We start from the raw sequence: 24,446 nt of genomic DNA, 5'->3' as shown, positions 1-24,446 counted from the left end.
TCCGGGCAGAATCCGGGTTATGAATTGCTTGGCGAATGGGGTGCTTCAAAAATCGATCGGCCCTGCAAGGCGTCGAGAAAGCGGTAGAATCCGGCAAAAATTTCCATCACCCCCAGGGTTTCCACGAACTCGGCGAAGATGGCGGCGACCTTTTCATTGGCGTTCTGGTCCGTGACAAGGGCAATGCGATTCATGATGTTCTCCTCTGCTCAGGTAAAATTATTGGACCGCTCGGTCCCCAATGGGGGAAATTTTTTTAGCCCAATACCCCCAGGGCAATTTTCACAACCATCTCCAGATCTTTTTTTTCGGTCCCCCCCTTGATCATGCTGCGGATGCCGCAGATGGTTGTGACCAGGTAGCGGGCAAGCAGCTCAGCATCTTTTTCCGATTCCACGTCCCCCTGGCTCTGCGCCTGCCGGATGGCGCGCAGAAAAAGCTGCCTGAGTTTTTCAAGGCCCCGGGAGACAAGCTGAGCAATTTCGGTGTCCCGTTGTGCGAATTCTCCCGCCGTATTGACCAGCAGGCATCCATACTTTTCCGGTCGGGAAGCCTCCAGGATGACTTCGGAAAACAGATTGCGGATAAAACCGATCCCCGACCATTCCCCCGCCATTTGCCCTTTCAGCCTCTGGATCAGCCTGGACTGGTAGAGCTCAAGACATCTCAGAAAAAGTTCATGTTTGCTGCCGAACGTCTGGTAGAAGCTGCTTTTGGACAGCCCCATGACGCGCAACAGATCCTGCAGCGAGGTCGCGGTAAAACCAACGGACCAGAACTGCTTCATCGCAGCCTTGAGCGCCTGATCATAATCAAATTCTTTTGGTCTGCCTGTCGCCATGAATTCATAATGTGGACCGATCGGTACAGAAGTCAAGGGTTATTTCCCTGCCCGGGGATTCTTGACAGTCGATGGGTCTCGATGGGGGTGGGCCTGCAAGACGGTAAAATTGCTGTAAGTTGCCGTGATCGTGAATTATTATCCCGTTCAGCAACAATAGTTCCGCATCCCCGGTCAATCTATCGGCAGGGGCGCAGACAAAAACAGGGGACCACGTATCCGCATGGTCCCCTGTTTTCATGATGGTACCGAAGGCCGGAATCGAACCGGCACGCCCGAAGGCAAAGGTTTTTGAGACCTTCGTGTCTACCAATTCCACCACTTCGGCAAAAGCGTCGAAATTATAATCACCCGAACCCGAGTGGTCAAGTCGAATCGAACGGGAAACCGAGCTGTTTGCGCAGGGTCGCTGCGAGGGGGCCGCGCGGGAGGTTGTGCCCGGCGATGCTGCGGACCGGAATCAGGCCGAACAGGCTGTTGCTGAGCATGACCTCGGCGGAGTCGGCGAGCAGTTTCCGGTGCAGCGGCTGTTCCCTGACCGGCAGGCCGATCTTCTTTGCCGCCTTGAGGATCTCGGCGCGGGCGATGCCGGGCAGCACCAGGTCTCCGGCCGGTGGGGTGAGCAGGACCCCGTCAACGAGCAGAAACAGGTTGCTGATCGCGCCTTCCTGCAGCATCCCGTCCGGTTCGATGAACAGGGCTTCGAAGGCACCGGCGGCGCGTGCCTGGCGGGAGGCGTAGAGGCAGTCCGCGTAATTGCCGCGCTTCATCTGCGGCAGGTGGGAAACGGCGTTGACCCGGCGATTGGCGGCGTAGACGCAGTCCACGCCGTTACGGTAGCTCTCTGTCGCCGGGGGTTGATAGGGGCAGGCGGTGACCAGTTGCCGTGGTCTGCCGTCGGGACCGCCGCGGCTGACGGTCAGCCGGACCCGCGCCGTTGTTTTGCCACTGCGGCGGCAGACCTCATCCAGCCCCTGTTGCGCCAGTTGCCGGTCAAAGAGGATGCCGCTCAGCCGACAGGCGGTCTCGATCCGTTCCAGGTGCTGCCCGACCCAGATCAGTTCCCCCTGTTCGGCACGCAGGGTTTCGAACAGGGAATCGCCGTACAGAAAGCCGCTGTCCTCGACATCCACCTGCAGATTGCCGCCGGTCACCGGTTCGCCGTCGCTGATGATGATCCTCACAGCCCCTCCAGAGTCTGGGCCATGGCGGCGCCCTTGGCCAGGCACTCCTGCCATTCGCGTTGCGGGTCCGAGTCGGCGACGATGCCGGCGCCGACCTGGTAGCTGAGGTGATCGCCGCAGCGCTGGAAGCCGCGAATCAGGATGTTCAGGTCGAGATTGCCGTTGGCCGAGAGGTAGCCGACGCTGCCGGTGTAGCTGCCGCGCCCGGTCGGTTCGAGTTCGTCGATGATTTCCATGCAGCGCTTTTTCGGCACCCCGGTTATGGTGCCGCCGGGGAACATCGCCCGTACCAGCTCGAACGGTCCGCATTCCGGTCGCAGCTCACCGCGGACATTGGAAACGATGTGGGTGACGTGGGAGTAGCGCTCCAGCACCATCAGTTCGTCGACCTCGACGCTGCCGACACGGCAGACCTTGCCGAGATCGTTGCGCTCGAGGTCGAGCAGCATGATGTGCTCGGCGCGCTCCTTGGGGTGGGCCAGCAGTTCCTCGCCGAGGGAGTGGTCCTCGGGCGGGGTGTAGCCGCGCGGCCGGGTGCCGGCGATCGGCCGGGTTTCGGCGATCCCGTCACGCAGGCTGACCAGTCGTTCCGGCGAGGCGGAAATCAGCTCAACTCCGGGGGTGCGCAGCAGGCAGGCGAAGGGGGCCGGGTTGACCTTGCGCAGGTGTTGATAAAGGGCCCAGGACGGTCCCTGGAGCCGGGCATCGAAGCGGCAGGAGAGGTTGGCCTGGTAGATGTCGCCGGCGCGGATGTAATCCTTGGCATGATCGACCATGGTCCTGAAGTCAGTTTCACTCAGGACCGGTTGCGAAGGCTGCCGCAGGCTGACCTCTGCCACAGGCAGTTTTTCCCGGCAGGCGTCGATCACCCGTTCGCCCCAGGCGGCGAGATCAACGCTGTCGTCGAGGCCGGCCAGGGTCAGGAGGTGATCCCGGTGGTCGTAGACGGCGGTCAGGTCGACCCAGCAGAGCCAGAGCTCGGGAATCGGCAGGTCGCGCCTGGCCTGTCGGGGAAGATGCTCGATGCTGCCGGCCAGGTCATAGCCGAAGAGGCCGAAAAAACCGCCCGGGAACAACCCGCCTCCGGTGCAGCTGTTCTGCTCCAGGTGCTGCTGCAGCAGCTGCCAGCAATCCCCCGCCAGCAGCTGCCGGTTCCCGTCCTTTTGCCGGACCAGGCGCTCCCGCCGGTCCAGCTGCCAGGTTTCGCGGACCCGCAGCGGCACGATGCTGTAGCGGCCGGTCCGGTCAGCGAGGTTGGCGCTTTCCAGAAAGCCGGGACCGTTCGCGGCGAGGCGCAGCTGGACCGCGAGAGGATCGAAACGGGACAGGGGAAGGGTCAGGCTGATGGCCGGCATGAACTCACCGATGCAAAAAGAAAAAGAGGTTAACCCTCGCGAGTTAACCTCTTGTTTTTCTTGGTGGAGCTAGGCGGGATCGAACCGCCGACCTCTTGAATGCCATTCAAGCGCTCTCCCAGCTGAGCTATAGCCCCTCAAAGCGAAGCTGTTTATAACAAAGCCGTTTTGGGGTGTCAACGCTTTTTTTGCCGGTTGCGCGAAAAAAACGCCATCCCGGCTGCGATTCATTTGCCGGGAGTGTTGGTTGAGCTTCCCGCCGGTTGCGGATGGTTCCAGAAGCGTTGGATCTGTTGAATCAGTCCCAGGTTCTCGGCGCGGTTGATCGCCTGGTAGAGGCTGCTGTAAGTGTTGTTGTCATCCTTCAGGGAACGGTAGGCGAGGGCGGCGTGGTAGGCGATATGTGCCGCCTGATCTTCGGAGCGAACCTTTTTGGCGAGGTCGGCCAGGAGGATCAGGGCCTGGCGTGTTCGGCCCTGCTGCAGCAGGATGACGGCCTGAAGATCCCCGGCCTGAAAGGTTTCCGGCGGCAGTTGCCGCTGCAGGGCGACCGCCTCGGGCAACTGGTTGAGCTGCAGGGCCTGCAGCAGCGCCAGGCGATAACGCAGCTGGTTCTTCCGGTCGCCGTCGTTCTTCAGTGCCCGGCGGTAGACGCCGGCCGCTTCGGTCTGGCGGTCAAGCGCTTCCAGGACCTCACCATAACGCAGGGCGGTTTCGTTGTCATCGGGCAGGTTGGCCGTCGCCAGGGCCAGTTCCTTCGCCGCCGCCTGGTAGTCATGCCCCTTGATCAGCTGCTCGGCATGCTGCCGCTGGCGGCGGCCGAGTTCGCCGTCCGGCTGCGGGCCGATGACGACGCAACCGCCAAGGATGGTCACCAGCAGAAGGACGATCAGCCGGAACGCGGCTTTCTGGCGTCTTCTCCGCGACACCTTAGAGGCTGATTCCGGTCAGGCGCTGCAGCGCTTCACGGTACTTGTCCGCCGTTTTCTCGACGATTTCGTCCGGCAGCTGTGGCGGCGGGGCGACCTTGCCCCAGTCGAGGGTTTCGAGATAGTCACGCAGGAACTGCTTGTCGAAGCTCGGCTGCGGCCCGCCGGGCTGGTAGAGATCTTTGGGCCAGAACCGGGAAGAATCGGGGGTGAGGGCTTCGTCGATCCAGATCAGCTGACCGTCGATCAACCCGAATTCGAACTTGGTGTCGGCGATGATCAGCCCCTTGGTATCGGCGAACTGTCGGGCACGCTGATAGATGGCGATTGTCAGGTCGCGTACCTGTGCCGCCACTTCGGCGCCGCAGAGCTGTTCGGCGCGGGCGAAGTCGATATTCTCATCGTGTTCTCCGAGTTCAGCCTTGGTCGACGGCGTGAAGATCGGTTCGGGGAGCTGGTCACTCTGCCGGAGACCGGCAGGCAGCTTGATGCCGCAGATCGCGCCATGGGCCTGGTAGTCCTTCCAGCCGGATCCGGAGACATAGCCGCGCACAATGCATTCAATCGGCAACGGCGCGGCCTTTTTGACCAGCATGCTGCGTCCTTCGAGCTGCTCCCGATAGGCCCGGGCAGAGACCGGGAACTCGTCGACTTCCGTGGAGACGATATGGTTCGGCACCAGGTCCTTCATCTGCTCGAACCAGAATTTGGAGATCTGGGTCAGGACGATCCCCTTGTCGGGAATGCCCTGGTCCATGATCACGTCAAAGGCGCTGATGCGGTCGGAGGTGACGATCAGCAGGTGTTCGCCGAGGTCATAGATGTCGCGCACCTTGCCGCGGCTGGCAAGTTTGAGGGTCGGGCAGTCGCTCTGCAGCAGAATCTTGGGCATGTCTCTTATCCTTGATGCTTTCGCAAGAAAGCAAAAGAGTTGTCGGCTGAGCAAAAAGCATCAGCAGCAAGGTGCGTGCTTGTCGAGCAATGAGGCGTACTGACGTACGTCGAAGCCGCGAGAGCAAGCACGGAAATGCAGCTGCTGGTGAGTTTTTGCGACGCCATTATCCTTCGTTCATCAGGCTGGCCAGCGCCGGGCTGATTTCGATCTGGGCTTTCTTTTTCAGTTCGTCAAGCTTGGCGCGGTAGACTTCATCCTGCTTTTTCTTGGTCAGGCTGGTGCGCAGTTCTTCACGTTTAGCGTCATCGAGCTGTGCCATGTCGGCTGTTGAGTGTTTCTTCAGCACCGCAACGATGAACTTGCCGTTGATTTCAAAAATCTGATCGGCAACCGGCTTCTCTTCGGTCAGGGTGAACGCCTGTTTGGCGAGGTCGGCGCTCTGACCGATGCGGGGGACAAAGTCTCCGTAACTGCGGGCAAAATCACCGGTTTCTTCGACTTTGAGTTTGGCGGCCCCGGCGGCGGCATTGAGATCGCCGGCCGTTTTCAGGTCTGCCAGCAACTTGTCGGCGGCAGCTTGGGCCAACTCGACGCTTTTGTCTCTGCGGAAAGCTTTTTCAACGGCCTTGCGCACTTCGGCCAATTCGGGAAGACGGCTTTCCTGGCGTTCCTTGAGGGTCATCAGGATCACGCCCTGTTTCAGGTTCAGCGGTCGGGCAAGAGCGCCCTGCTGGAGAGTAAAGGCTGCGCTGTTCAGTTCGGGCTGGCTGCCGAGTGTGCCGACCGGCTCATCGCGGGTAAAAAGACCACTCTCGCTGATTTCAAGACCGGCGCTCTTGGCCGCGGCATCCAGGTCTCCCGCCTTGCGATTGATGTTGTAGGCATCCATGGCTTTCTCGTAGGCCAGTTGACGGGCGAGTTCCTTGCGCAGGCCCTGCTTGACCTCGTCGAGGACATCTTCCAGCGGTTTGACGCCCGCTTCGATGTAGCCGGAGCCCTTGATGATGTGGAAGCCGAAGGGGGAGGTGACAATGTCGCTCAGTTCTCCCGGTTTCAGGGCAAAGGCGGCATCTTCAAAGCTTTTCACCATGGTACCGCGGGTGAAATAGCCCAGGTCGCCGCCTTTGGCGACGCTGGCCTTGTCATCCGAGTATTTTGTTGCCAGCTTGGCGAAATCCTTGCCCGCTTTGGCTTCGGCCAGGATTTTTTCGGCCAGCGCGCGTTTCTTTTTCCGTACCTCTTTGTCAGCATCCCGGGCGACCCGGATCAGCACGTGGCTGGCACGAACCTGTTCGGGGATTTCAAACTGATCGAGGTGGCGGCGGTAATATTTTTCAATGTCCTGTTGCTCAAGCTTGACCTGGTCGACATAGGACGCCGGATCAAACAGGATGTAGCGGATCGAGACTTTCTCCGGGATGCGGAACTGCTCCTGATTCTGCTGGAAGAATTCCTTGAGCGCCTCTTCCTTGATTTCGACCTTGTCTTCGAACAGGGCCGGAGCGAAACGGACGAAGGCCAGGTTAACCTTTTCATTCTGCTTGCGGAACTCGGCTTCGATGTCTTCGTCGCTGACGCTGACTTCACCGCGCAGGTAGTCGCCGACCTTCTTGACCAGCAGGTCGTTGCGTTGCATCTCTTCAAAAACATCGGGGGTCAGGCGCTGGTAGGAGAGGACGTCGACGTAACGCTGTTTGTTGAAGACGCCGTTTTCCTGGAAGGCCGGAATCTTGGCGATGGCGTCAACCAGTTCCTTTTTGCTGACCTCCATGCCGAGTTTTTCCCCTTCCTGGGCCAGCAGCCGCTGGTCGACAAGCTGCTGGAGAGCCTGTCGTTTCAGATTGAGCTGTTTTTCCAGGGCCGGGGTGAACTGGTCACGGTAGATATTCTGGTAGAGGTTGTAGATATTTGAATAGGCGCTCCGGTATTCCTCCATGCTGATCTTGCTGCCGTTGACGCTGGCAGCCAGGTCATTCGGCCGGTCGCCGTTGCCCGTGGGGGAAGTGAGCATGGCATAGCCGATGACAAAGCTGAGAATGATGATGGCGAAGGCGAGTTTGATGAACATCGACTTCTGCTTGGCGCGGACAATATCGAGCATGATGGGACGGTCTCCTTGTGGCGTCTTGCCGGGGTTTGAAAACAGGCTGGCATGTTAGTCAATAAGGGTGGTAAATGCAATATCTTTTTGTCTTTTACGGCTTGAAATGGCAGGACGTTTTTGGTAGTGTGAACAGTCATTTTTCGGCGCTGCTCACCAGCGCCTTCCATCATGTCCGCAGGGAGATTCGAATCTCATGTTCAATATGTTTAATGCCTTCTGGGGTATGTTCTCCAACGACCTCGCCATTGACCTCGGCACCGCCAATACCCTGGTCTATCTCAAGGGCAAGGGGATTGTCGTCAGTGAGCCTTCAGTGGTTGCCGTGCAGAAGGACCATGTCGGTCAGAGAAAGGTGCTGGCGGTCGGCATGGAAGCCAAGAAGATGCTCGGCCGCACCCCCGGCAGCATTGTCGCCATCCGTCCGATGAAGGATGGGGTGATCGCTGATTTCGATATCACCGAGGAGATGCTGCGCTATTTCATTCAGAAGGTTCACAACCGCAAGGCGCTGGTGCGGCCGCGGATCGTGATCTGTGTTCCGTCCGGCATCACCCAGGTGGAAAAACGCGCGGTCAAGGAGTCGGCCGAGTCGGCCGGGGCCCGTGAAGTCTATCTTATCGAGGAGCCGATGGCGGCGGCGATCGGCGCCGGGCTGCCGATTACCGAGGCGTCGGGAAATATGATCGTCGATATCGGCGGCGGCACCACCGAGGTGGCGGTGATCTCCCTGTCCGGCATCGTCTACGCGAAGAGCGTCCGGGTCGGCGGCGACAAGCTCGATGAGGCGATCGTGCAGCATATGAAGCGCAAGTACAATCTGCTGATCGGTGAACGGACCGCCGAACAGATCAAGATCGAGATCGGCAGCGCCTACGCCGGAGATGATAATCCGTCCATGGAGGTCAAGGGCCGGGATCTGGTCAGCGGGATTCCGAAAACCCTCGAGATCACCGCCAGTGAAGTTCGTGAGGCAATCTCCGAACCGGTCAATGCCATCGTCGAGGCGGTACGGATCGCCCTGGAACGGACACCGCCGGAGTTGGCTGCGGATATTGTCGACAAGGGGATCGTGCTGGCCGGCGGCGGCGCCATGCTGCGCAATCTGGACAACCTGCTGCGTGAAGAAACGGGACTCCCCGTGGTGCAGGCCGAGGATCCGCTTTCCAGTGTCGTTCTCGGTTCCGGCAAGGTGCTCGATGAGCTGGATCTGCTGCGCCGGGTGACCGTCACCTCCTGACCCTGCCGTTTACAACCGGGGCAGTGTTCTGCCGGACGCTGCCCCTTTCCAGCTTGACCGGGGCATTAAGCAGACATGCTTGAGCTGTTTCGAAAGTATCGGACCCTGCTGCTCGCCGGGTGCCTGCTGCTCGCTGCCCTGATGTTCTATTCCTACCAGTTGCGTCATCGTCCCCGGACCAGTCTCTTCCAGCGCGGTCTGCTGCAGTTGACCGCCCCCTTTCAGCAGCTTCTGGATCAATCCATCGAAACCCTGGCCGATGCCTGGGACCACTATCTCTGGCTGGTGTCCACGGCCCGTGAAAATGATCAGCTGCGGACTGCCAACCGGCAGTTGCGCGCCCGGCTCGATGCCCTTGAGGAAACCCGGCTGGCCAACCAGCGGTTGCGAAAACTGCTTGATTTCAAGCAGAGCGTCAACTTCAACATGCTGCCGGCCCAGGTGATCGCCGAGGATGCGTCCAGCTGGTTCCGTACCGTGGTGATTGACAAGGGGACCCGCGACGGTGTCCGGGAGGGACTGCCGGTGGTGGTCGCCGAAGGGGTGGTGGGGCGAACCATCCAGGTTGCCCCCTACCAGTCACGGGTCCTGCTGGTGACAGACGCCTCTTCGGCGTTGGCGGTGTTGATTCAGCCGACCCGCAGTCGCGCTGTCTGCCGGGGGAGGGGAGACCGGCTGATACTTGACTATGCGCTTCGCAGTGAGAAGGTTGCCGCCGGTGACCAGGTCGTGACCTCCGGAATGGGGGGGATCTTTCCCAAGGGACTGCGCGTCGGCCGGGTGATTGAAGCCGAGCGCGGCAATTACGGACTCTTTCAGATGGTGCAGGTTGAGCCGAGCGTCGATTTCTCGCGGCTTGAAGAAGTGCTGGTGCTGCTCAGGGAGAAACCATGAAACGGATTCTGGGGCTGCTGTTGCTGGGCGGTTTTTTTGCCCTGATCCAGACGGTTCTCTGGCCTCAGCTGTTCGGATGGCAGGCCCGTCCCGACCTGATTTTGGTGCTGGTGGTCTATGTCGGCCTGACCGAATCACTGCTGGGCGGCGGCCTGCTGGTCCTGCTGTTCGGAGCCGGTCTCGATGCTCTCTCCGGGTCGAACCCCGGACTGCACATGGTGGTCCTGCTGCTGGTGTTTGACCTGGTGCGTTTTTTCGTCGGCCGCTTCAATGCTGAAAACGCGACCCTGCTGCTGTTCATGGTTGCCTGCGGCACCCTGGTCGACGCCGTCCTGCTGTTGTTTTTCGCGTCCTTCGCTGATCCCGGACCGCTCGGGTGGGAAGTCGTTCGTCAGCTTGCCCCGCAACTGCTGCTCAATCTCGTCTCCGCCTGGCTGTTGCTGCGTCTTGCCCCCTGGCTTCAGCGGCGCCTGGTGCCGATGGCCGAATTGCCCGGCCTGAACCGATTGGACAGGCGTCATGGGGCTTAACGGCGGGTGGGATAAGGGCCCGCAGCAGAGCCGGCGGCTGCTGGTGGTTTCGCTGGTGGCGCTGCTGGTCTTTCTGCTGCTGATCATGCGGCTCTGGTACCTGCAGGTCATCAGCGGTCAGCGTTACAGTGAACTGTCGGAAAAAAACCGTATCCGCTATGTGCCGCTGACCGCTCCGCGCGGACCGATCTATGATCGCAACGGGGAATTGCTGATCGATAACCGACCTTCCTTCAATATCTCCGTCATGCGCCAGGATGTCGACGATCCGGAGAAGTTGCTGGGCCGGTTGGCGGAGCTGCTGCAGGTTCCGGCGGCCGAGTTGCTGAAACGCTGGCAGGCCGGGCGCCGCCTCCCTCCTTACCGCCCGGTACGGCTGGCCGATGATGTCGGCCGGGAAAAGATGGAGATTGTCCAGGAGCATGCCCCCGAACTGCCCGGCGTGCTGGTTGAAGTCCATCCCCTGCGGGCTTATCCGAACGGTGAACTGGCGGCCCACCTGTTCGGTTATATCGGTGAAATTACCGAGGATAAACTGCAGGATCTGGCCGATGACGGTTATCGTTCAGGAGATTTTATCGGCAAGAGCGGATTGGAAAAAGAGCTGGAGCCCTACCTGCGCGGCAAGGATGGCGAACGGTTGCTTGAGGTGGATGTGCGGGGCAAGGAGATGCGCAGTCTGCGGACCCGCGAACCGGTCCCGGGCGACAAGGTTTATCTGACCATCGACCGGGAACTGCAGCGGGCGACGGAAAAGGCCTTCGGTGACCAGGCGGGGGCCGCTGTTGCGCTGGATGTCGCCAGTGGTGAAATCCTCGCCATGGCCAGTCGTCCATCGTTTGATCCCGAACAGTTTGCTCGCGGCATTTCTCCGGAAGAGTGGAAAGCGCTGCTCAATAATCCTCGCCATCCTCTGCAGAACAAGGCCTTGCGCGGTCAGTATCCGCCCGGATCAACCTTTAAAATCGTCACCGCGCTGGCGGCCCTTGAAGCGGGGGTTGCCACGCCGCGAACGACAGTAGACGACGAAGGGGCGATCGAGCTCGGAAGGCGGGTGTTCCGCTGCTGGAAAAAGGGCGGACACGGTCGGACCAACCTGAAAAAGGCGCTGCGTGAATCCTGCGATGTCTGGTTTTACCGGGTGGCCCTTGACCTCGGCATCGACAAGTTGTCCGAGATGGCCTTTGCTCTCGGGCTCGGCCGGCCCACCGGGGTGCTGCTTGAGGGAGAGAAAAGCGGCCTGATCCCGACCCGTGACTGGAAACACCGCCGTTTCAATGAACGCTGGTACGATGGAGAGACGGTGATCGCCGCTATCGGGCAGGGCTATGACCTTGCCACGCCATTGCAACTGGCGGTGATGACCGCGGCGGTGGCCAATGGCGGCAAGGTCATGCGCCCACAGATCCTCAAACGTATCGAAGATATGTCCGGCCAGGACGTCCTGGTCCAGGAACCGGAACAGATCCGTGCCGTCGCCCTGTCACCGAAAAACCTGGCCGCCGTCCGTAAAGGGCTTGAGGCGGTGGTTAATGAACCTCACGGGACAGGTTGGCGCAGCAAGCTGACTCGGGTCAGGGTTGCCGGCAAAACAGGAACCGCCCAGGTGGTGCGGCGGAAATCGACCGAGGAGGAAGAACAACAGACCGGTAAGGACAAGACCCCGTATCGTTTTCGCGATCATGCCCTGTTCGTCGCCTATGCGCCGGCGGACAACCCACAGATCGCGGTGGCGGTGGTGGTTGAACATGGCCGGCATGGTTCGACCAGCGCCGCGCCTATCGCGCGGGAGATGTTCCGCAGCTACTTCCATATCGAAGACCTGCCGCAGGTGGACGGGCCCGGCTATCTGGGTGATTGACGAATGTTTGACAGACGACTGCTGACCCATTTTGACTGGCCGCTGCTCGGCCTGGTCCTGCTGATCAGCCTGATCGGTATCGGCAACCTGTACAGTGCCACCAGTGCCTGGCAGAGCAGTCTTGCCACGATCTATCTCAAGCAGCTGGCCTGGCTCGGCGGCGGGCTGCTGATTGCCGTTGCCGTCTGCCTGTTGGATTACCGCCGGTTGGAACATTTCAGTTTTTTCTTCTACGGCGGCACGATTCTGCTGCTGCTCGCGGTATTGGTGATCGGCAAGACCAGCATGGGGGCGACCCGGTGGATCAATCTCGGGTTTTTCAATCTGCAGCCGAGCGAGGTGATGAAGCTGGTGATCATCATCGCCCTGGCGCGCTATTTCAGCGAAAATGCTCCCTTCGGTGGTTTCGGGCTGAAGGAACTCTGGCAGCCGTTCCTGCTGCTCGGTGTGCCGGCGCTGCTGATTATCAAGCAGCCCGATCTCGGGACTTCGATGATGGTGTTGTTCATCGGCGGCACCATGGCGCTGTTCGCCGGCATTCGTCGCCGGATCCTGATTCTGCTGGCGGTGGTTGCCGGCCTGGCCTGTCGTGGAGGCTGGTCTCTGCTGCATGACTACCAGCGGGAGCGGATTCGCACTTTTCTCAATCCCGAACGTGATCCGCTCGGTTCCGGTTACCATATTATCCAATCGAAAATTGCCGTCGGCAGCGGCGGACTGTTCGGCAAGGGGTTCATGCACGGCACCCAGTCGCAGCTCTCCTTCCTGCCGGAGCGGCATACCGATTTCGCTTTTTCGGTGTTCGCCGAGGAATGGGGGTTTACCGGCTGCCTGGTGCTGTTGACCCTCTACCTGCTGCTCATCCTCTGGGGACTGCATATCGCCCGCCGGGCCGCCGACCGTTACGGTACCTATCTCGCCCTCGGTGTCACCGCCATGTTTTTCTGGCACATTGTCGTCAATCTCGGCATGGTCATCGGCCTGCTGCCGGTGGTCGGGGTGCCGCTGCCGCTCTTCTCCTACGGCGGCACCAGTATGGTGACGACGATGGTGGGGGTGGGGTTGTTGCTCAACGTTAGCATGCGCCGCTTTGTGTTTTAGCGAGGGCGGCCGATACGCACCCGTCTGCGGCGTTGCACTCAGCCCTCAATCCTCGATGTAGCTGCCGCTACACCTGCGGTTTCAGTCTTCGCGCGCCTTGCATCCGGGCACGTCTCGACCGCCTTCAACGGTAGTGGTGGGGGGCGGCCGATATCCGCACATCTGCTGCGTTGCTCACGTCTTCAGTCGCTGCGACGTAGCTGCCGCTACGCCTCACTCCTTCGGCCGTGAGACGCCTTGCATTCGGGTACTTCTCGACCATCTCGTACCGTTTGTGCTGTTTTTTTTCAAGATGACTCCCTGATTGCCCAACCGAAAAATCCTCCCTCCCCAACCAACCAACCTTTCTGATTTTTATTGGTCCGATAAACTTCAGCCGGATCAACATCCCTGTTAAAATGATCTTATCCGGTATTACCGATGGACCCTGCAGGGCCGATGGAGTGCTGATGAACAACAACCGATGCCAGCGAACCGGCCGGACGGCAGAAGATCTGCTTGATGTTTTGCGCCGACTGAGAGAAGAGTTGCACCCGGGGCGACAACCAACCCCTACGGTGACCCTCGACAGTTCCCTCGATCAGGATCTCGGTTTCGACAGTCTCGGCCGCATGGAACTGATCCAGCGTCTGGAGAGGCATTTCGGCATCGCTCTGGCGGAAACAACCTTCGCCGATGCCGAAACGGCCCGCGACCTGTTGCGCGTTGTTCTCACTGCTGACACCGCCCGGACTCTGGGCGCTCCCGAGCGGGTTCGGGGTCTTGTGGCCGGAGCAGCCGAAGCGGCGCCACATAGCGCCCGAACCCTCCCCGAGGTTCTGAACTGGCACCTGGACCACCAGCCGGATCGCCCGCATATCCATTTTTATACCGATGAAGGAGACGCCGAGATCCTCAGCTACCGGCAGCTGCACGCAGGTGCCGCCAGGGTCGCAGCCGGTCTGCAAAAACACGGACTGATGCCGGGATCGACAGTGTCGATCATGCTGCCGAGCGAGGCGAACTATTTTTTTGCCTTCTGGGGAACCCTGTTGGCCGGCGGCGTACCGGTGCCGATCTATCCGCCTGCCCGCAAGGCGCAGATGGAAGAACACCTGCGGCGACAAGTGGTCATCCTTGAGAACTGCCGGGCGACCCACCTAGTCACCATGCCCGAGGCCCGCACTTTCGGTCGGCTGCTCAAAGCCAGCCTCCCGGGCCTGCAGACCTTGCTCACGGTCGACGAACTTTCCAGCGCCGCAACCAACGACTATGCCGCTCCGGCCCTGCAGGAGACGGACACGGCCTTTCTCCAGTACACTTCCGGCTCGACCGGAAATCCCAAAGGAGTCATCCTCACCCACGCCAACCTGCTGGCCAATATCCGCGCCATGGGCCGGGCGGTTGAGGTTGATGACACTGACGTGGTGGTCAGTTGGCTTCCCCTCTACCATGACATGGGCCTGATCGGCTGCTGGCTCTCCTGTCTCTACCACGCCGCCCAGCTGGTGCTCCTCTCTCCCCTCGACTTTCTCAATCGTCCGGTGCGCTGGCTGCATGCCATCCACCGCCATCGCGGCACCCTCTCGGCGGCGCCCAACTTCGCCTATGAGATCTGTCTCACGCGGCTCTCCGATGACGAACTTGCCGGCCTGGATCTCTCCTCCTGGCGTTGTGCCTTCAACGGCGCGGAGGCGGTCAGCGCCAACAGCGTCGAACGGTTCGTCGAGCGCTTTGCCGCCTATGGCTTCCGGCGTGAAGCGCTGATGCCGGTCTACGGCATGGCGGAAAATTCAGTCGGCCTGGCCTTCCCTGAATACGGCCGGGGACCATTGATCGACTCCATCGACCGGGAGTTTTTTATCCGCAGCGGAAAGGCCGTACCGTTGGAGGATAACGGCAGAGAGCGGCTGCGGATCGTGGCCTGCGGCCGACCATTGCCGGAGCATGAAATCCGGGTTGTGGATCGATCAGGACACGAGCTTCCCGAGCGCCAGGAAGGACATATCCAGTTCCGTGGACCTTCGGCCTGCAGCGGTTATTTCCACAATCCGGCCGCAACCGCTGAGCTGTTCGACGGCGACTGGCTCAACTCAGGAGATCTCGGTTATATCAGCCACGGAGATATCTACATCAGCGGCCGCAGCAAGGATATGATCATCATTGCCGGCCGCAATATCTATCCCACCGAGCTGGAAGAGGCGATCGCGGAACTGGAAGGGATCCGCAAGGGGAATGTCGCGGTTTTCGGCAGCACCGACCGGCACAGCGGCACCGAACGCCTGGTGGTCCTGGCGGAGACGCGCGCAACCGACCCACAAATCCTGGCGCAATTGCGCAGCGCCATCAACGAACTCTCGCTGCGGCTGGTCGGAACCCCTCCCCACGACCTGCTGCTCGCAGCGCCGCAAACGGTGCCGAAAACCTCAAGCGGCAAGATCCGCAGAACAGCCGCCCGCGAACTCTACGAGCAGGGACACCTCGGTCAGCGTCACAAACCCTGGCTGCAGTACCTGCGACTGACCATGATGGGTCTCCGCGGGCAACTGCGACGCGGCCGCCGGTGGCTGGCCGGGTGCGGTTTCGCCGGGCGCAGCTGGGGACTCTACTACCTGTTGCTGCCATCGGTCTACCTGGCCGTCATGCTCCTGCCGCGCATCTCCTGGCGCTGGGCCTGGATGCGCCTGTCTCTCCGCCTGCTGTGCCGTGGCTGCGGTATCCCGCTCAGGGTCACGGGGTTGGGAAATCTGCCGAAGGGGCCCTGCGTGCTGGTTGCCAACCATTCCAGTTACCTGGATGGCTATGCCCTGATTGCCGCTCTGCCCATACGCTTCGGTTTCGTCGCCAAGCAGGAACTGGCAGACAGTGCCCTGCTGCGCGTTCCGCTGCAGCGAATCGGGACTGAATTCGTCGACCGCATTGACAAACAGAAAGGGATTGAGCAGGCGCGACACCTGGGCCGACGGTCCCGCGAGGGATGTTCGCTGATGTTCTTTCCGGAAGGAACCTTCACCCGAATTCCGGGTCTGCGTGAGTTCCACATGGGCGCCTTCGTCGCCGCCGCCGAAGCCGGTCTGCCGGTGGTGCCGATCGCCATCCGCGGCACCCGGTCGATCCTGCGCGGTGACGACAAATTCCCCCATCAGGGCAGTATCAGCATCCGGATCGGGCGTCCCCTCGACAGTGCCAGACTTCTCGATGATGCCGACGAGCAGACCGTCTGGTCCCGCGCAATCAAACTCCGCGACTGCTGCCGAGATGACATCCTGCGACACTGCGGTGAACCGGACCTGGCGCGGAAGTGAAGAACCTGTCCTATCCTTGACCCGGGCAAACCTGAAGGGGACAATATAAAATGTCCCTCCCTCCTCTTGAACCTTGAGCCTCGAACCCTGAGCCTCCAGCCGTTGCTGCTATACTGGGAACAGATCACGATCAGGGGGTAACAGACATGCACGAGGCACGCTTCTGGAAAAAAGGGGAAGGGCAGGCGGTCCGATGCGGGTTGTGCCGTTTTCAGTGTACGATTCCTGTCGGTCGGCAGGGTCGTTGCGGGGTGCGGGAGAATCGCGACGGGACGCTTTATACGACCGTTTACGGGCGCAGCATTTCCGAGCAGGTCGACCCGATCGAGAAGAAGCCCCTCTACCATGTCAACCCGGGATCGCTGAGCTTTTCCATCGCCACGGTCGGCTGCAATTTCCGCTGTCTGCACTGCCAGAATCACCAGATATCCCAGTGGCCGCTTTCCGGGCGACCGCCGGCGGGGGAGATCCTGTCCCCGGCGGAGATTGTCCGCCGCGCCCGGCAGGCGGGGTGTGACAGCATCGCCTACACCTACACCGAGCCGACCATCTATTTCGAGTATGCCCATGATACGGCAGTGCTGGCGCGTCGGGCCGGATTGCGCAATCTTTTTATCAGCAACGGCTATATCATGCCGGAGCCGCTGGCGGCGCTGGCTCCTTACCTCGATGCCGCCAATATCGACCTCAAGGCGTTTCGCGACGATGTCTATCGCAAGCTGACCGGGGCCTCCCTCGACGGGGTCCTGGAGACCCTGAAGGATTACCGACGCCACGGCATCTGGGTCGAGGTGACGACCCTGGTCATCCCGGGGCGCAACGATGATGATGACCAGTTGCGCGGGATCGCCCGTTTTATCGCCTGTGAACTCGGCTGCGAGGTTCCCTGGCATGTCACCGCGTTCTATCCGACCTACAAACTGCTGGATGCCCCGCCGACCCCGGCCGACACCCTGCGCCGCGCCCGCGATTTCGGTCGGGAGGCCGGGTTGCTGCATGTCTACACCGGCAATGTCCATGATCCCGAGGGAGGGCATACCTTCTGTTCCGGGTGCGGGGAGAGGCTCATCGAGCGGCGCGGCTTCCATGTGGTTGCCATGCGTCTCGAGGGCGGTTGCTGCCGACAGTGCGGCACGCGCCTGGCCGGTCTTTTCACCTGAATTACGGAACTGCCAGGGAGGAGAAAGGAACACGCTCATGCGCCTGTTGCTGTTGTTGGCGCTGTCACTCTGGCCGGGCCCGGTTTTCGCCGCCTGGGATCTTTCCCGAGCCGACATCGATACCGGCGAAATCCTCTCCGGCGGGCCGTCCAAAGACGGCATTCCGGCTTTGCTTGCACCGCGATTCGCCGCTGCCGCCGAAGCCGCCTTCATGCGTCCTGATGACCTGGTGCTGGGGGTCGACATCAACGGGATCGCCAAGGCCTACCCGACCCGCATTCTTTCCTGGCATGAACTGGTCAACGATCGTTTCGGTGGTCTGCCGGTGCTGGTTTCCTGGTGACCGCTGGCCTATTCGGGAGTCGTGTACTCCCGCCGGATCGGTGATGAAGAACTGACCTTCGGGGTCTCCGGCCTGCTCTATCGCAGCAATGTGCTGATGTACGATCATCAGAGCGAATCGCTCTGGTCGCAGATTCTGCGTCGCGCGGTGACCGGGCCGCGGCGCGGCGCGAAGCTGGATGTTCTTCCCTCGACCCTGACCCGTTGGGACAAGTGGCGTGCCGGGCATCCGCGAACCCTGGTCCTGACCACCGCGACCGGATATGACCGGGATTACAGCCGTGACCCCTATGAAGATTACTACCGTCGACGCAGCGGGCTGTTCGGTTTTCTGCGCGCCGGGCCTGGCGAAGAGGACAAGGAACTGGTGGTCGGCATCGAGCTGGCAGGTGTCAGTCGGGCTTACCCGCTGTCGGTTGTCAGGCAGCGGGAACTGCTGGAGGACTCGGTTGGCGGAGAAAAATTATCGTTCCGCTACGACAAGAGCGATGACCGCCTGCGGATCACGGACAGCGAGGGGCGAACGGTTCCCCATGTCACGACCTACTGGTTTGTCTGGAAGGCGTTTCATCCGCAGACGGAACGGTTTGAATGAAGGATGTCGGGAGGGAATATGTCGTCCCCCCGCTTCCAACCGGGGAAGCGGGGGGATGGGGTTTAATGCTCGACTTCGCCGAGCATGTAATTGAGCAGCGGAACGACGATCTTGACGTCCTGTTTGGTCATGTTCGAATCGGGTTTGCGCAGCATCTTGATGCCGTAGGCGCGGGTTGCGTTGCGGTCGAAAAGACCGCCGGTAATGGGAGCGATGCCTGTCTGCAGCGCGATGGCGGCCCGTTCAAGGGAGTGGCACTTGACGCATTTGACCTCCATGAGCTTGTACGCCTTCTGCATCTCCGGCGGAAAGCCGGAGGGATCGAACCGGGTGTCATTGCCGCTGCCGATAACAACTAGTTTGGCTTCCGCTCCAGCAGCGAACAGCAGCAGGGTGAGCAGAATCAGTATCCGTTTTTTCATTGTGCCTCTCTCTTCATGAGGAAGGAGCCGGTTGTGATCAGAAGACCAGGGTGACCCGGCCGGTTGTTTCCCGGATGGTCTCGTCGGGGGTGGTCTCGTGCAGGTACTCAACGGCAAAGCGCACATTCTGCAGCAGAGCGTAGGAAATTCCCGGGATATAGCGGCGGGTGATGCCCTCTTCATCAATATCCTGGAATTCAAAACGCATCGACGGCATCAGGCCGGAACCGATCAGGTATTCGACCTGGGCGAGAGCGAAGCGTGAATCGACATTTGCGCCGGTGCCGGAGGGGTCGTCGTCACGGCCGTAAATGCCGCTGACGCGAACCCGCAGTCGCTTGTAGAGAGTTTCCGATTCCAGCCCGGCACGGTAGAAATCATTGACCCCGTCGGCGTTGGAACCGAAATAGCCGAAACTGCCGATGGTCAGGGTCAGGTAATCCCAGACGCTGTCATGATCAAGGTCGACCTCGGGCTCCTTACCGAGGAAGTCGGTCCCGCCGATACGTACCGAGATGTGCCCGTAATAGTCTTTGCCGTTGTTGGCGCTTTTCGGGTCCGGACCGTTGGTGACCCCGGCGGCGACAAAAAGACGGGATCCCAGAACGCCATTGAGTTCGACGGCTCCCTGCTCGCCGGCGATTGTAAAATCGTTGTTTCCGACCTTCATGCCGTTGTAGCCGAACTTGCTGAGAGACGGGCGGTCATTCGCTTTCCAGATGCTCAATTTCGGCTGAAATTCTCCCAGCTTGACATTGAAGGGAAGGTTGTAGGGCTGCTGCAGCTGCAGGTAGATCTCACCCGTGGTTTTGTCAGGTTCGAAATTGTATTCCGCCCAGAAGCCGACCTGGTTGCGGAAATTCCCGGCAGCGAAGATCTCCAGCTCGGTTTCGGCGTCGAGATCGAAGTTCGGTTGCGCGTCGCTGTTGTAGGTCACGTCGTGTTGCGCCAGCAGCGAAACCGGAAGCTGTTCGGGCAGGCCGCTGTTATACATGGCTTCAGCTTTCTGACGTTCCGCGGGAGACAGGGTTGCCTTAGTCGGGGGAGTGGTGTGAACCTTGCCGGGCCAGATGAAGCCATTTTTTTCAAACGCGTCGCCGAACTCGTTGCGTTCGGGAAAGACGGTGTGGCACGTCTTGCATTCGGTTTTATACTGGCGGGCAAAAGCGGGAATAGCCCAGGCGGAAGTGGCGCTCAGGCAGGGGATGATCAGCCCGGCCGTCAGCAGGATGAGAATGATCTGAGCTTTCATGTTCGACCTCCTAAGATAAATAAAGCTCCGGTCTGCGGCCACGTGAGGTTGACCGTTGACCCGGGCAGAATAAACGGGCACAGCGTGAAATGCAGTTATTGCGCCAAAATCGTGCAGGGTGTCGGTACGATTGTTGCTCGGCTTTAATTGTATTCTGAGCCGAGCGGATCCGCCCCGTCCGCAGGTCGAGACGGATCCGCTGCAGAAAAAGCATTGCTTGTTTTCGCGGTAAATACGTAAAATGACACAATTTGCCTGTTATCCGTGATTTAGCGTTGAATGTGGCTCCGGGAGGAGATTGAGGAATGCTGAAAAATATCAAGCTGCAATACAAGCTGGTTTTTCTTTTTCTGGTGATGGCGATGCTTGTCGCCGTCACCGGCAGTTTCGGCTTGTGGAGCCAGTCCCAGATCCGTGCGCTGCTGGCGCAGACCAAGAGTCGCGCGGCGCAGACCAAGATAACCGTACTGATGAAGGTGGCGTTGCAGGGCAGTCGGCTCAACCTGCTTGAAGCGGCCATGACTCGGGGCAATGCCGATGACTTTGAGAACCACAAGGTCGACTACGATCTGCAGCGGGGGACTTTCGACAGCTACTGCACGATTCTGCTCAAGGGGCAACCCCGCCTCCACATCCCTCCCGCTCAACCTGGAAGCACGCTACACAAGCGGATTGAGAATGTCCGCCGGAACTTCGAAACCTTCGACCTGGTGGCGCAGAAACTGCTGAAACGCAAGGCGGCTCTGTTGAGCGGCGCAACTGCTGACGGCACCCTCGACCGGCTGGTCTGGATAGAGCTCCCGCATGAAGTCGATGCGGTCAGTGTCGCGGTTGATGATCTGCTGGTTGAAGTCGGCAAACTGACCGCGCGGGGAGCCACGGAAGCCGCTGCGATTCAGCACCGTTCTTCGGTGCTTTTTCTCAGCGTGATCGGCGTTTCGATCCTGCTGGCCGTTGCCCTTGGTTTGTTTGCCACCCGGTTCATTGTCAGTCGTATCAAAATACTTGTAAAAGCTCTCAGACAGGGGGCCGAAGGAGACCTGACCGCGACGGTCACAATCCTTTCGGAGGATGAGTTGGGACGGCTCGGTGCTGATTTCAACCTGATGCTGGAAAAGCTGTCGGCCATGCTGGGCAAGGTCAAAGTACTGACCGGAAAATTGGGTCAGATGGAAAATCGCATGCTCGATGTTTCCAGAGAGGTCGTCGACGGCGCGGAGGTTCAACAGCGAGGTGTCGAAGAGACCTCAGCGGCTGTTGTCCGTATTAACGATTCGCAGCAGGAGATTACGGCCGCCGTTGAGGTGTTGAATCGTTCCGTTGCCGAGACCGCGCTGTCAATCCTCAATATGGCCGGGAACATTCAAGGTGTTGCGGGCAGTACCGAATCCCTGGCCGGATCCGTGGAGCACGTCAGTTCCTCCATCAGCGAAATGGTCGCGACCATCAAGCATATTGAAGAGAACGCCAGAACTCTCAATCATGCCGCGGTTACAACGGCGTCCTCGATCGCCGAGATGGATACCTCCATTCAGGAAATCGAGGGGAATGCCCGGCAGACGGCGAAGATCGCGGAAGCCGTACACGAGGATGCCGAAACCGGCCAGCGGGCGGTTCAGGCGACCATTGAAGGGATCAAGGAAATTCGGCGTTCAGGGCAACTGACGGCCGAATCGATCCAGTCTCTTGACCAGAGTGTCAAGGATATCGGCATGTTCCTTTCGGTCATCAACGATGTGACCGAGGAAGCCCGGTTGTTGTCACTCAATGCGTCTATTATCGCCGCCCAGTCCGGAGAACATGGTCGCGGATTTGCTGTCGTTGCCGATGAAATCCGTTCCCTGGCGGAGCGCACCGGCCAGTCGACCGACGAGATCGAGCAGGTTATCGGCCGGGTGGAGGAAGAAATGCGGTCCGTTATCCAGGCAGTCACCAGTGCGGAGAAGAAGATTGAAGAGGGTGAGTCTCTTTCGCTGCAGGCCGGGACCGCCCTGAACAAAATTGTCGATGGTGTCGAGCGGTCCACGGTGCAGGTCAGCGAGATTGCCCGGGCTACCAGGGAACAGGCCAAAGGGAGTCAGCTCATTCGCGATACCATGGAGAAGGTTTCGGACATGGTCGGCCAGATCGCCATGTCGACTCATCAACAGGCCACCGCCAGCGAGGAGATCATGGCCGAAGTTGAAAAGATGGCAGAACTGACTGACAGGGTCCGTAACGCCACCCGTAAACAGAGTGACGAAAGCGAACAGATCTCGCATTTGACAGAGGGTATCAGCAGTAAAATCCTGGAAATCCGTCAGTCCTGCGACCAACAGGCCGTCGGGAGCGGTCGGATCGTCGAAGCGATTGCCGACATCCAGGAGTCGACCCGGAAGAATCTTGGTTCGGCCAATGCCCTGGACAGCATTCTGGGAGAACTTTCAGCGGAGATTACAGCACTGGAAAAGGAGGTTGTCGCCTTCAAGATCCTGGATTGATTGGACCGGTTTTAGCCAGCCGCTGCCCCTTGTCAGTGACAAATTGCGTCATGTGGAGGTCAGAAATGGTACGCCAGGAAGAGTCCGCCGGCGCCTCCGGCCGAGCCGAATTCACTGCGGATTTCCGGCAGGGGTGAAATGGGCTGTCGTCGCGGTTTGTCGCCGACGAAAAAAGACCAGAAAAGCTGCAGACTGAGGTTGTCGGCCAGGGAAATGTCGATCAGCGGCCGCAGCAGGAAAGAATCATCGCCCAGGTTCCAGATCAGCAGTCCCTGCAGGTTGAGAAGCGGATGCAGCTCATAAGAGGGGGCGAGCAGCAGGTAGTGGCGGCCGAGAAGGTAGGTCAGGTTTTCCTCAACCGGTGCCGTCAGCATGCGCCCCGGGTAGTCACGCGGGTCGCCGGTTCCGGGGCCGTTGTAGAGATATTCGGCGACCAGGACCAGGTCGTTGGCAAAACGGTACCAGAGTTCCAGGGCCCCGATTGAAAATTGGTCATCCGGATCGCCGCCGGGTTGACCGACATCCCTTCCCCGGTAGAAGGCGACTTCCGCCTTGATCCCCAATCCACCGAGACTGCCTGCCGCACCGATGCCGAGCATCGCCCGGCCTCGCAGCGACCCGCCGATGCCGAGCAGATCGACGCCGGAGATGTTGCTGGTGGCGGTTGCCAGGTAGCTGTTCAGCCGCGCAGTCTGACCGAAAACGACCGTTCCCGCCAGTTCGCCACCGAGTCCGAAATAGTGGGCTGCCTGCAGCGCATCAACTCCGGGGCGCACCTCGGCATCGATGACGTCGGGGGCAAAGGGGGCGATAATATCGAGGGGCGAAAAGATCAGGATGCGGCCGAACCCGAGGGCCTGCCGTCCGAGGCTGAACCTGTTGTCATCATCCTGCCAGGAGAACTGCAGCCGGTCGATCTGCAGTTGGTCGGCGAAATGTCCGTCGCGATTCCAGTCACTTTCGAGGTCGACACGGCGGTTGATGTTTTCACCCGGCAGCGGCGTCAATCGCGGAGGGTCGCTGTAGAGCAGCAGGTTTTCACCGGCGATGTTGAATTGCCAGTTGCCGGCAAGCGGTCCTTCCGCTTCCAGTCGCAGACGGTTGGCGGAGAGCCATCCCGCCGGCAGGTCGCTCTGCGGGGGCGCCTGGCGGTAGAGATCGATACTTTTCAGAAAACCGCCGACGGAGCCGCTGGCCACCGCCGATGTTGTACTCAGGATGAACAGCAGCAGGAACGCCGGCAGACGAGTCACGGTTTCCGGCGCTGGTCGTCGGCGAGTCGGCCGTCGTGCAGGCTGATGACCCGCCTGGCCATGTCAACCACCTGCGGGTCGTGAGAGGAAAAGACGAAGGTGGTCTGCTGTTCCCGGTTGAGGCGGTACATCAGTTCGAGCAGATCCCGGCCGGCCCTGGAATCGAGATTGGCGGTCGGCTCGTCGGCCAGCACAACCGCCGGTTCCGCGGCGATGGCGCGGGCGATGGCGACCCGCTGCTGCTGCCCGCCGGAGAGGTCATTGGGACGCCGGTCCTCCAGCCCTTCGAGGCCGAGGAGGGCGAAAAGTTCGCGTACCCGCTGATGTCTCTGTTGTTGCGGCACGCCGCGCAGCATCAGGGTGAATTCGGCGTTTTCCAGCGCCGTCAGGACCGGGATCAGGTTGTAGGACTGAAAGATGAAGCCGATGTGCTGCAGTCGGAAGTCGGCCAGTTTGCGGGTCGGCGTGGTGGCGACATTGCGGCCGTCGAGCACCACCTGCCCGGAACTCGGCTGGTCGAGGCAGCCGATCAGGTTGAGCAGGGTGGTTTTGCCGCTGCCGGAGGGACCGGCCAGCACGGTGAATTCTCCCGCCTCGATGGTGGCGGTGAAATCGATCACCGCCGGAACCTCCAGGTTGCCGGTGCGGTAGGTCTTGCAGACCTTGTCAAGTTGGATCAGGGACATGATCATAGAGGATATAGCCGGTCGCGGCTGGGTGCAAGGCT

At 60.3% G+C, this 24,446-nt stretch carries 20 protein-coding genes and 2 tRNA genes; 9 read left to right on the top strand and 13 right to left on the bottom strand.

Annotated elements, in window-relative coordinates:
• Positions 1–17: 17 nt before the first annotated feature.
• The 9 genes from B5V00_RS17100 to B5V00_RS02760 all read right to left on the bottom strand — a co-directional run bounded on the left by B5V00_RS17100 (position 18) and on the right by B5V00_RS02760 (position 7,305).
• Complete coding sequence (locus B5V00_RS17100; protein ID WP_172399596.1) at positions 18–194, bottom strand: hypothetical protein; 177 nt, start codon at positions 192–194, stop codon at positions 18–20.
• Positions 195–256: 62 nt separating this feature from the next.
• On the bottom strand, positions 257–787 hold the full coding sequence (locus tag B5V00_RS02795) for a TetR/AcrR family transcriptional regulator (RefSeq protein ID WP_172399595.1): 531 nt from the start codon (positions 785–787) through the stop codon (positions 257–259).
• A gap of 297 nt (positions 788–1,084) precedes the next feature.
• A tRNA-Leu gene (locus tag B5V00_RS02790) sits at positions 1,085–1,169 on the bottom strand.
• A gap of 37 nt (positions 1,170–1,206) precedes the next feature.
• Positions 1,207–2,025, bottom strand: coding sequence for an aminotransferase class IV (locus B5V00_RS02785; RefSeq protein ID WP_172399594.1), 819 nt, complete (start codon positions 2,023–2,025; stop codon positions 1,207–1,209).
• Positions 2,022–3,380 carry an anthranilate synthase component I family protein gene (locus B5V00_RS02780; RefSeq protein ID WP_085009233.1) on the bottom strand — a complete coding sequence of 453 codons (1,359 nt, stop codon included), beginning with the start codon at positions 3,378–3,380 and terminating at the stop codon, positions 2,022–2,024. The genes B5V00_RS02785 and B5V00_RS02780 overlap by 4 nt, the downstream gene beginning before the upstream one ends.
• A 61-nt stretch (positions 3,381–3,441) precedes the next feature.
• Positions 3,442–3,517, bottom strand: a tRNA-Ala gene (locus tag B5V00_RS02775).
• 90 nt (positions 3,518–3,607) lie between these two features.
• Positions 3,608–4,309 (bottom strand): tetratricopeptide repeat protein, encoded by a 702-nt coding sequence (locus tag B5V00_RS02770; protein WP_085009232.1) that lies wholly within the window; start codon positions 4,307–4,309, stop codon positions 3,608–3,610.
• Position 4,310: 1 nt separating this feature from the next.
• Positions 4,311–5,201, bottom strand: a complete 891-nt coding sequence (locus tag B5V00_RS02765) for a phosphoribosylaminoimidazolesuccinocarboxamide synthase (RefSeq protein ID WP_085009231.1) — start codon at positions 5,199–5,201, stop codon at positions 4,311–4,313.
• A gap of 166 nt (positions 5,202–5,367) precedes the next feature.
• Positions 5,368–7,305 carry a SurA N-terminal domain-containing protein gene (locus B5V00_RS02760; RefSeq protein WP_085009230.1) on the bottom strand — a complete coding sequence of 646 codons (1,938 nt, stop codon included), beginning with the start codon at positions 7,303–7,305 and terminating at the stop codon, positions 5,368–5,370.
• Between the two features lie 196 nt (positions 7,306–7,501).
• Between B5V00_RS02760 and B5V00_RS02755 the strand changes: the two genes are divergently transcribed.
• From B5V00_RS02755 to B5V00_RS02710, 8 genes are all read left to right on the top strand, one after another.
• The gene (locus B5V00_RS02755) at positions 7,502–8,545 is read left to right on the top strand and encodes a rod shape-determining protein (protein WP_085009229.1); all 1,044 of its coding nucleotides are present in this window, start codon (positions 7,502–7,504) and stop codon (positions 8,543–8,545) included.
• 75 nt (positions 8,546–8,620) lie between these two features.
• Positions 8,621–9,439, top strand: coding sequence for a rod shape-determining protein MreC (gene mreC, locus B5V00_RS02750; protein ID WP_085009228.1), 819 nt, complete (start codon positions 8,621–8,623; stop codon positions 9,437–9,439).
• On the top strand, positions 9,436–9,969 hold the full coding sequence (gene mreD / locus B5V00_RS02745) for a rod shape-determining protein MreD (protein ID WP_085009227.1): 534 nt from the start codon (positions 9,436–9,438) through the stop codon (positions 9,967–9,969). Before mreC ends, mreD begins: the two co-directional genes overlap by 4 nt.
• Positions 9,959–11,830, top strand: a complete 1,872-nt coding sequence (mrdA, locus tag B5V00_RS02740; protein WP_085009226.1) for a penicillin-binding protein 2 — start codon at positions 9,959–9,961, stop codon at positions 11,828–11,830. Before mreD ends, mrdA begins: the two co-directional genes overlap by 11 nt.
• Before the next feature lie 3 nt (positions 11,831–11,833).
• Positions 11,834–12,931 carry a rod shape-determining protein RodA gene (rodA, locus tag B5V00_RS02735; protein WP_085009225.1) on the top strand — a complete coding sequence of 366 codons (1,098 nt, stop codon included), beginning with the start codon at positions 11,834–11,836 and terminating at the stop codon, positions 12,929–12,931.
• A 449-nt stretch (positions 12,932–13,380) separates the two neighbouring features.
• The gene (locus B5V00_RS02725) at positions 13,381–16,215 is read left to right on the top strand and encodes an AMP-binding protein (protein WP_085009223.1); all 2,835 of its coding nucleotides are present in this window, start codon (positions 13,381–13,383) and stop codon (positions 16,213–16,215) included.
• A 146-nt stretch (positions 16,216–16,361) separates the two neighbouring features.
• Positions 16,362–17,375, top strand: a complete 1,014-nt coding sequence (gene amrS, locus B5V00_RS02720) for an AmmeMemoRadiSam system radical SAM enzyme (RefSeq protein WP_085009222.1) — start codon at positions 16,362–16,364, stop codon at positions 17,373–17,375.
• 37 nt (positions 17,376–17,412) lie between these two features.
• Complete coding sequence (locus B5V00_RS02710) at positions 17,413–18,312, top strand: DUF3179 domain-containing protein (RefSeq protein WP_281249626.1); 900 nt, start codon at positions 17,413–17,415, stop codon at positions 18,310–18,312.
• 62 nt (positions 18,313–18,374) lie between these two features.
• Here B5V00_RS02710 and B5V00_RS02705 read toward each other — a convergent pair whose 3' ends face one another.
• Positions 18,375–18,734: a cytochrome C gene (locus tag B5V00_RS02705; protein ID WP_085009219.1), complete on the bottom strand. Its 360-nt coding sequence runs from the start codon at positions 18,732–18,734 to the stop codon at positions 18,375–18,377.
• Positions 18,735–18,771: 37 nt separating this feature from the next.
• Entirely contained in the window at positions 18,772–19,986 is a 1,215-nt protein-coding gene (locus tag B5V00_RS02700; protein WP_085009218.1) for a hypothetical protein, read from the bottom strand.
• A 305-nt stretch (positions 19,987–20,291) separates the two neighbouring features.
• Here B5V00_RS02700 and B5V00_RS02695 point away from each other — a divergent pair, with 305 nt between their 5' ends.
• A complete protein-coding gene (locus B5V00_RS02695; protein WP_085009217.1) occupies positions 20,292–22,466 on the top strand; it encodes a methyl-accepting chemotaxis protein in 2,175 nt (724 codons plus the stop codon).
• A gap of 59 nt (positions 22,467–22,525) precedes the next feature.
• On the opposite strand, the gene B5V00_RS02690 is transcribed toward B5V00_RS02695, so the two are convergent.
• Both B5V00_RS02690 and B5V00_RS02685 read right to left on the bottom strand, forming a co-directional pair.
• Positions 22,526–23,719, bottom strand: a complete 1,194-nt coding sequence (locus tag B5V00_RS02690) for a hypothetical protein (protein WP_085009216.1) — start codon at positions 23,717–23,719, stop codon at positions 22,526–22,528.
• Entirely contained in the window at positions 23,716–24,405 is a 690-nt protein-coding gene (locus B5V00_RS02685) for an ABC transporter ATP-binding protein (RefSeq protein WP_085009368.1), read from the bottom strand. Before B5V00_RS02685 ends, B5V00_RS02690 begins: the two co-directional genes overlap by 4 nt.
• Between the last annotated feature and the right edge of the window lie 41 nt (positions 24,406–24,446).

The organism is Geothermobacter hydrogeniphilus (assembly GCF_002093115.1).
GTDB classification, from domain to species: Bacteria; Desulfobacterota; Desulfuromonadia; order Desulfuromonadales; family Geothermobacteraceae; genus Geothermobacter_A; species Geothermobacter_A hydrogeniphilus.
This window is presented reverse-complemented; position numbering and strand designations above follow the sequence as displayed.

Excerpts from the sequence above, each read along its gene's own strand:
- B5V00_RS17100 (WP_172399596.1), bottom strand. The coding sequence starts at position 194 with ATGAATCGCATTGCCCTTGTCACGGACCAGAACGCCAATGAAAAGGTC.
- B5V00_RS02795 (WP_172399595.1), bottom strand. The coding sequence starts at position 787 with ATGAAGCAGTTCTGGTCCGTTGGTTTTACCGCGACCTCGCTGCAGGAT.
- B5V00_RS02780 (WP_085009233.1), bottom strand. The coding sequence starts at position 3,380 with ATGCCGGCCATCAGCCTGACCCTTCCCCTGTCCCGTTTCGATCCTCTC.
- B5V00_RS02765 (WP_085009231.1), bottom strand. The coding sequence starts at position 5,201 with ATGCCCAAGATTCTGCTGCAGAGCGACTGCCCGACCCTCAAACTTGCC.
- B5V00_RS02760 (WP_085009230.1), bottom strand. The coding sequence starts at position 7,305 with ATGCTCGATATTGTCCGCGCCAAGCAGAAGTCGATGTTCATCAAACTC.
- B5V00_RS02755 (WP_085009229.1), top strand. The coding sequence starts at position 7,502 with ATGTTCAATATGTTTAATGCCTTCTGGGGTATGTTCTCCAACGACCTC.
- mreC (WP_085009228.1), top strand. The coding sequence starts at position 8,621 with ATGCTTGAGCTGTTTCGAAAGTATCGGACCCTGCTGCTCGCCGGGTGC.
- mreD (WP_085009227.1), top strand. The coding sequence starts at position 9,436 with ATGAAACGGATTCTGGGGCTGCTGTTGCTGGGCGGTTTTTTTGCCCTG.
- mrdA (WP_085009226.1), top strand. The coding sequence starts at position 9,959 with ATGGGGCTTAACGGCGGGTGGGATAAGGGCCCGCAGCAGAGCCGGCGG.
- rodA (WP_085009225.1), top strand. The coding sequence starts at position 11,834 with ATGTTTGACAGACGACTGCTGACCCATTTTGACTGGCCGCTGCTCGGC.
- B5V00_RS02725 (WP_085009223.1), top strand. The coding sequence starts at position 13,381 with ATGAACAACAACCGATGCCAGCGAACCGGCCGGACGGCAGAAGATCTG.
- amrS (WP_085009222.1), top strand. The coding sequence starts at position 16,362 with ATGCACGAGGCACGCTTCTGGAAAAAAGGGGAAGGGCAGGCGGTCCGA.
- B5V00_RS02705 (WP_085009219.1), bottom strand. The coding sequence starts at position 18,734 with ATGAAAAAACGGATACTGATTCTGCTCACCCTGCTGCTGTTCGCTGCT.
- B5V00_RS02700 (WP_085009218.1), bottom strand. The coding sequence starts at position 19,986 with ATGAAAGCTCAGATCATTCTCATCCTGCTGACGGCCGGGCTGATCATC.
- B5V00_RS02695 (WP_085009217.1), top strand. The coding sequence starts at position 20,292 with ATGCTGAAAAATATCAAGCTGCAATACAAGCTGGTTTTTCTTTTTCTG.
- B5V00_RS02685 (WP_085009368.1), bottom strand. The coding sequence starts at position 24,405 with ATGTCCCTGATCCAACTTGACAAGGTCTGCAAGACCTACCGCACCGGC.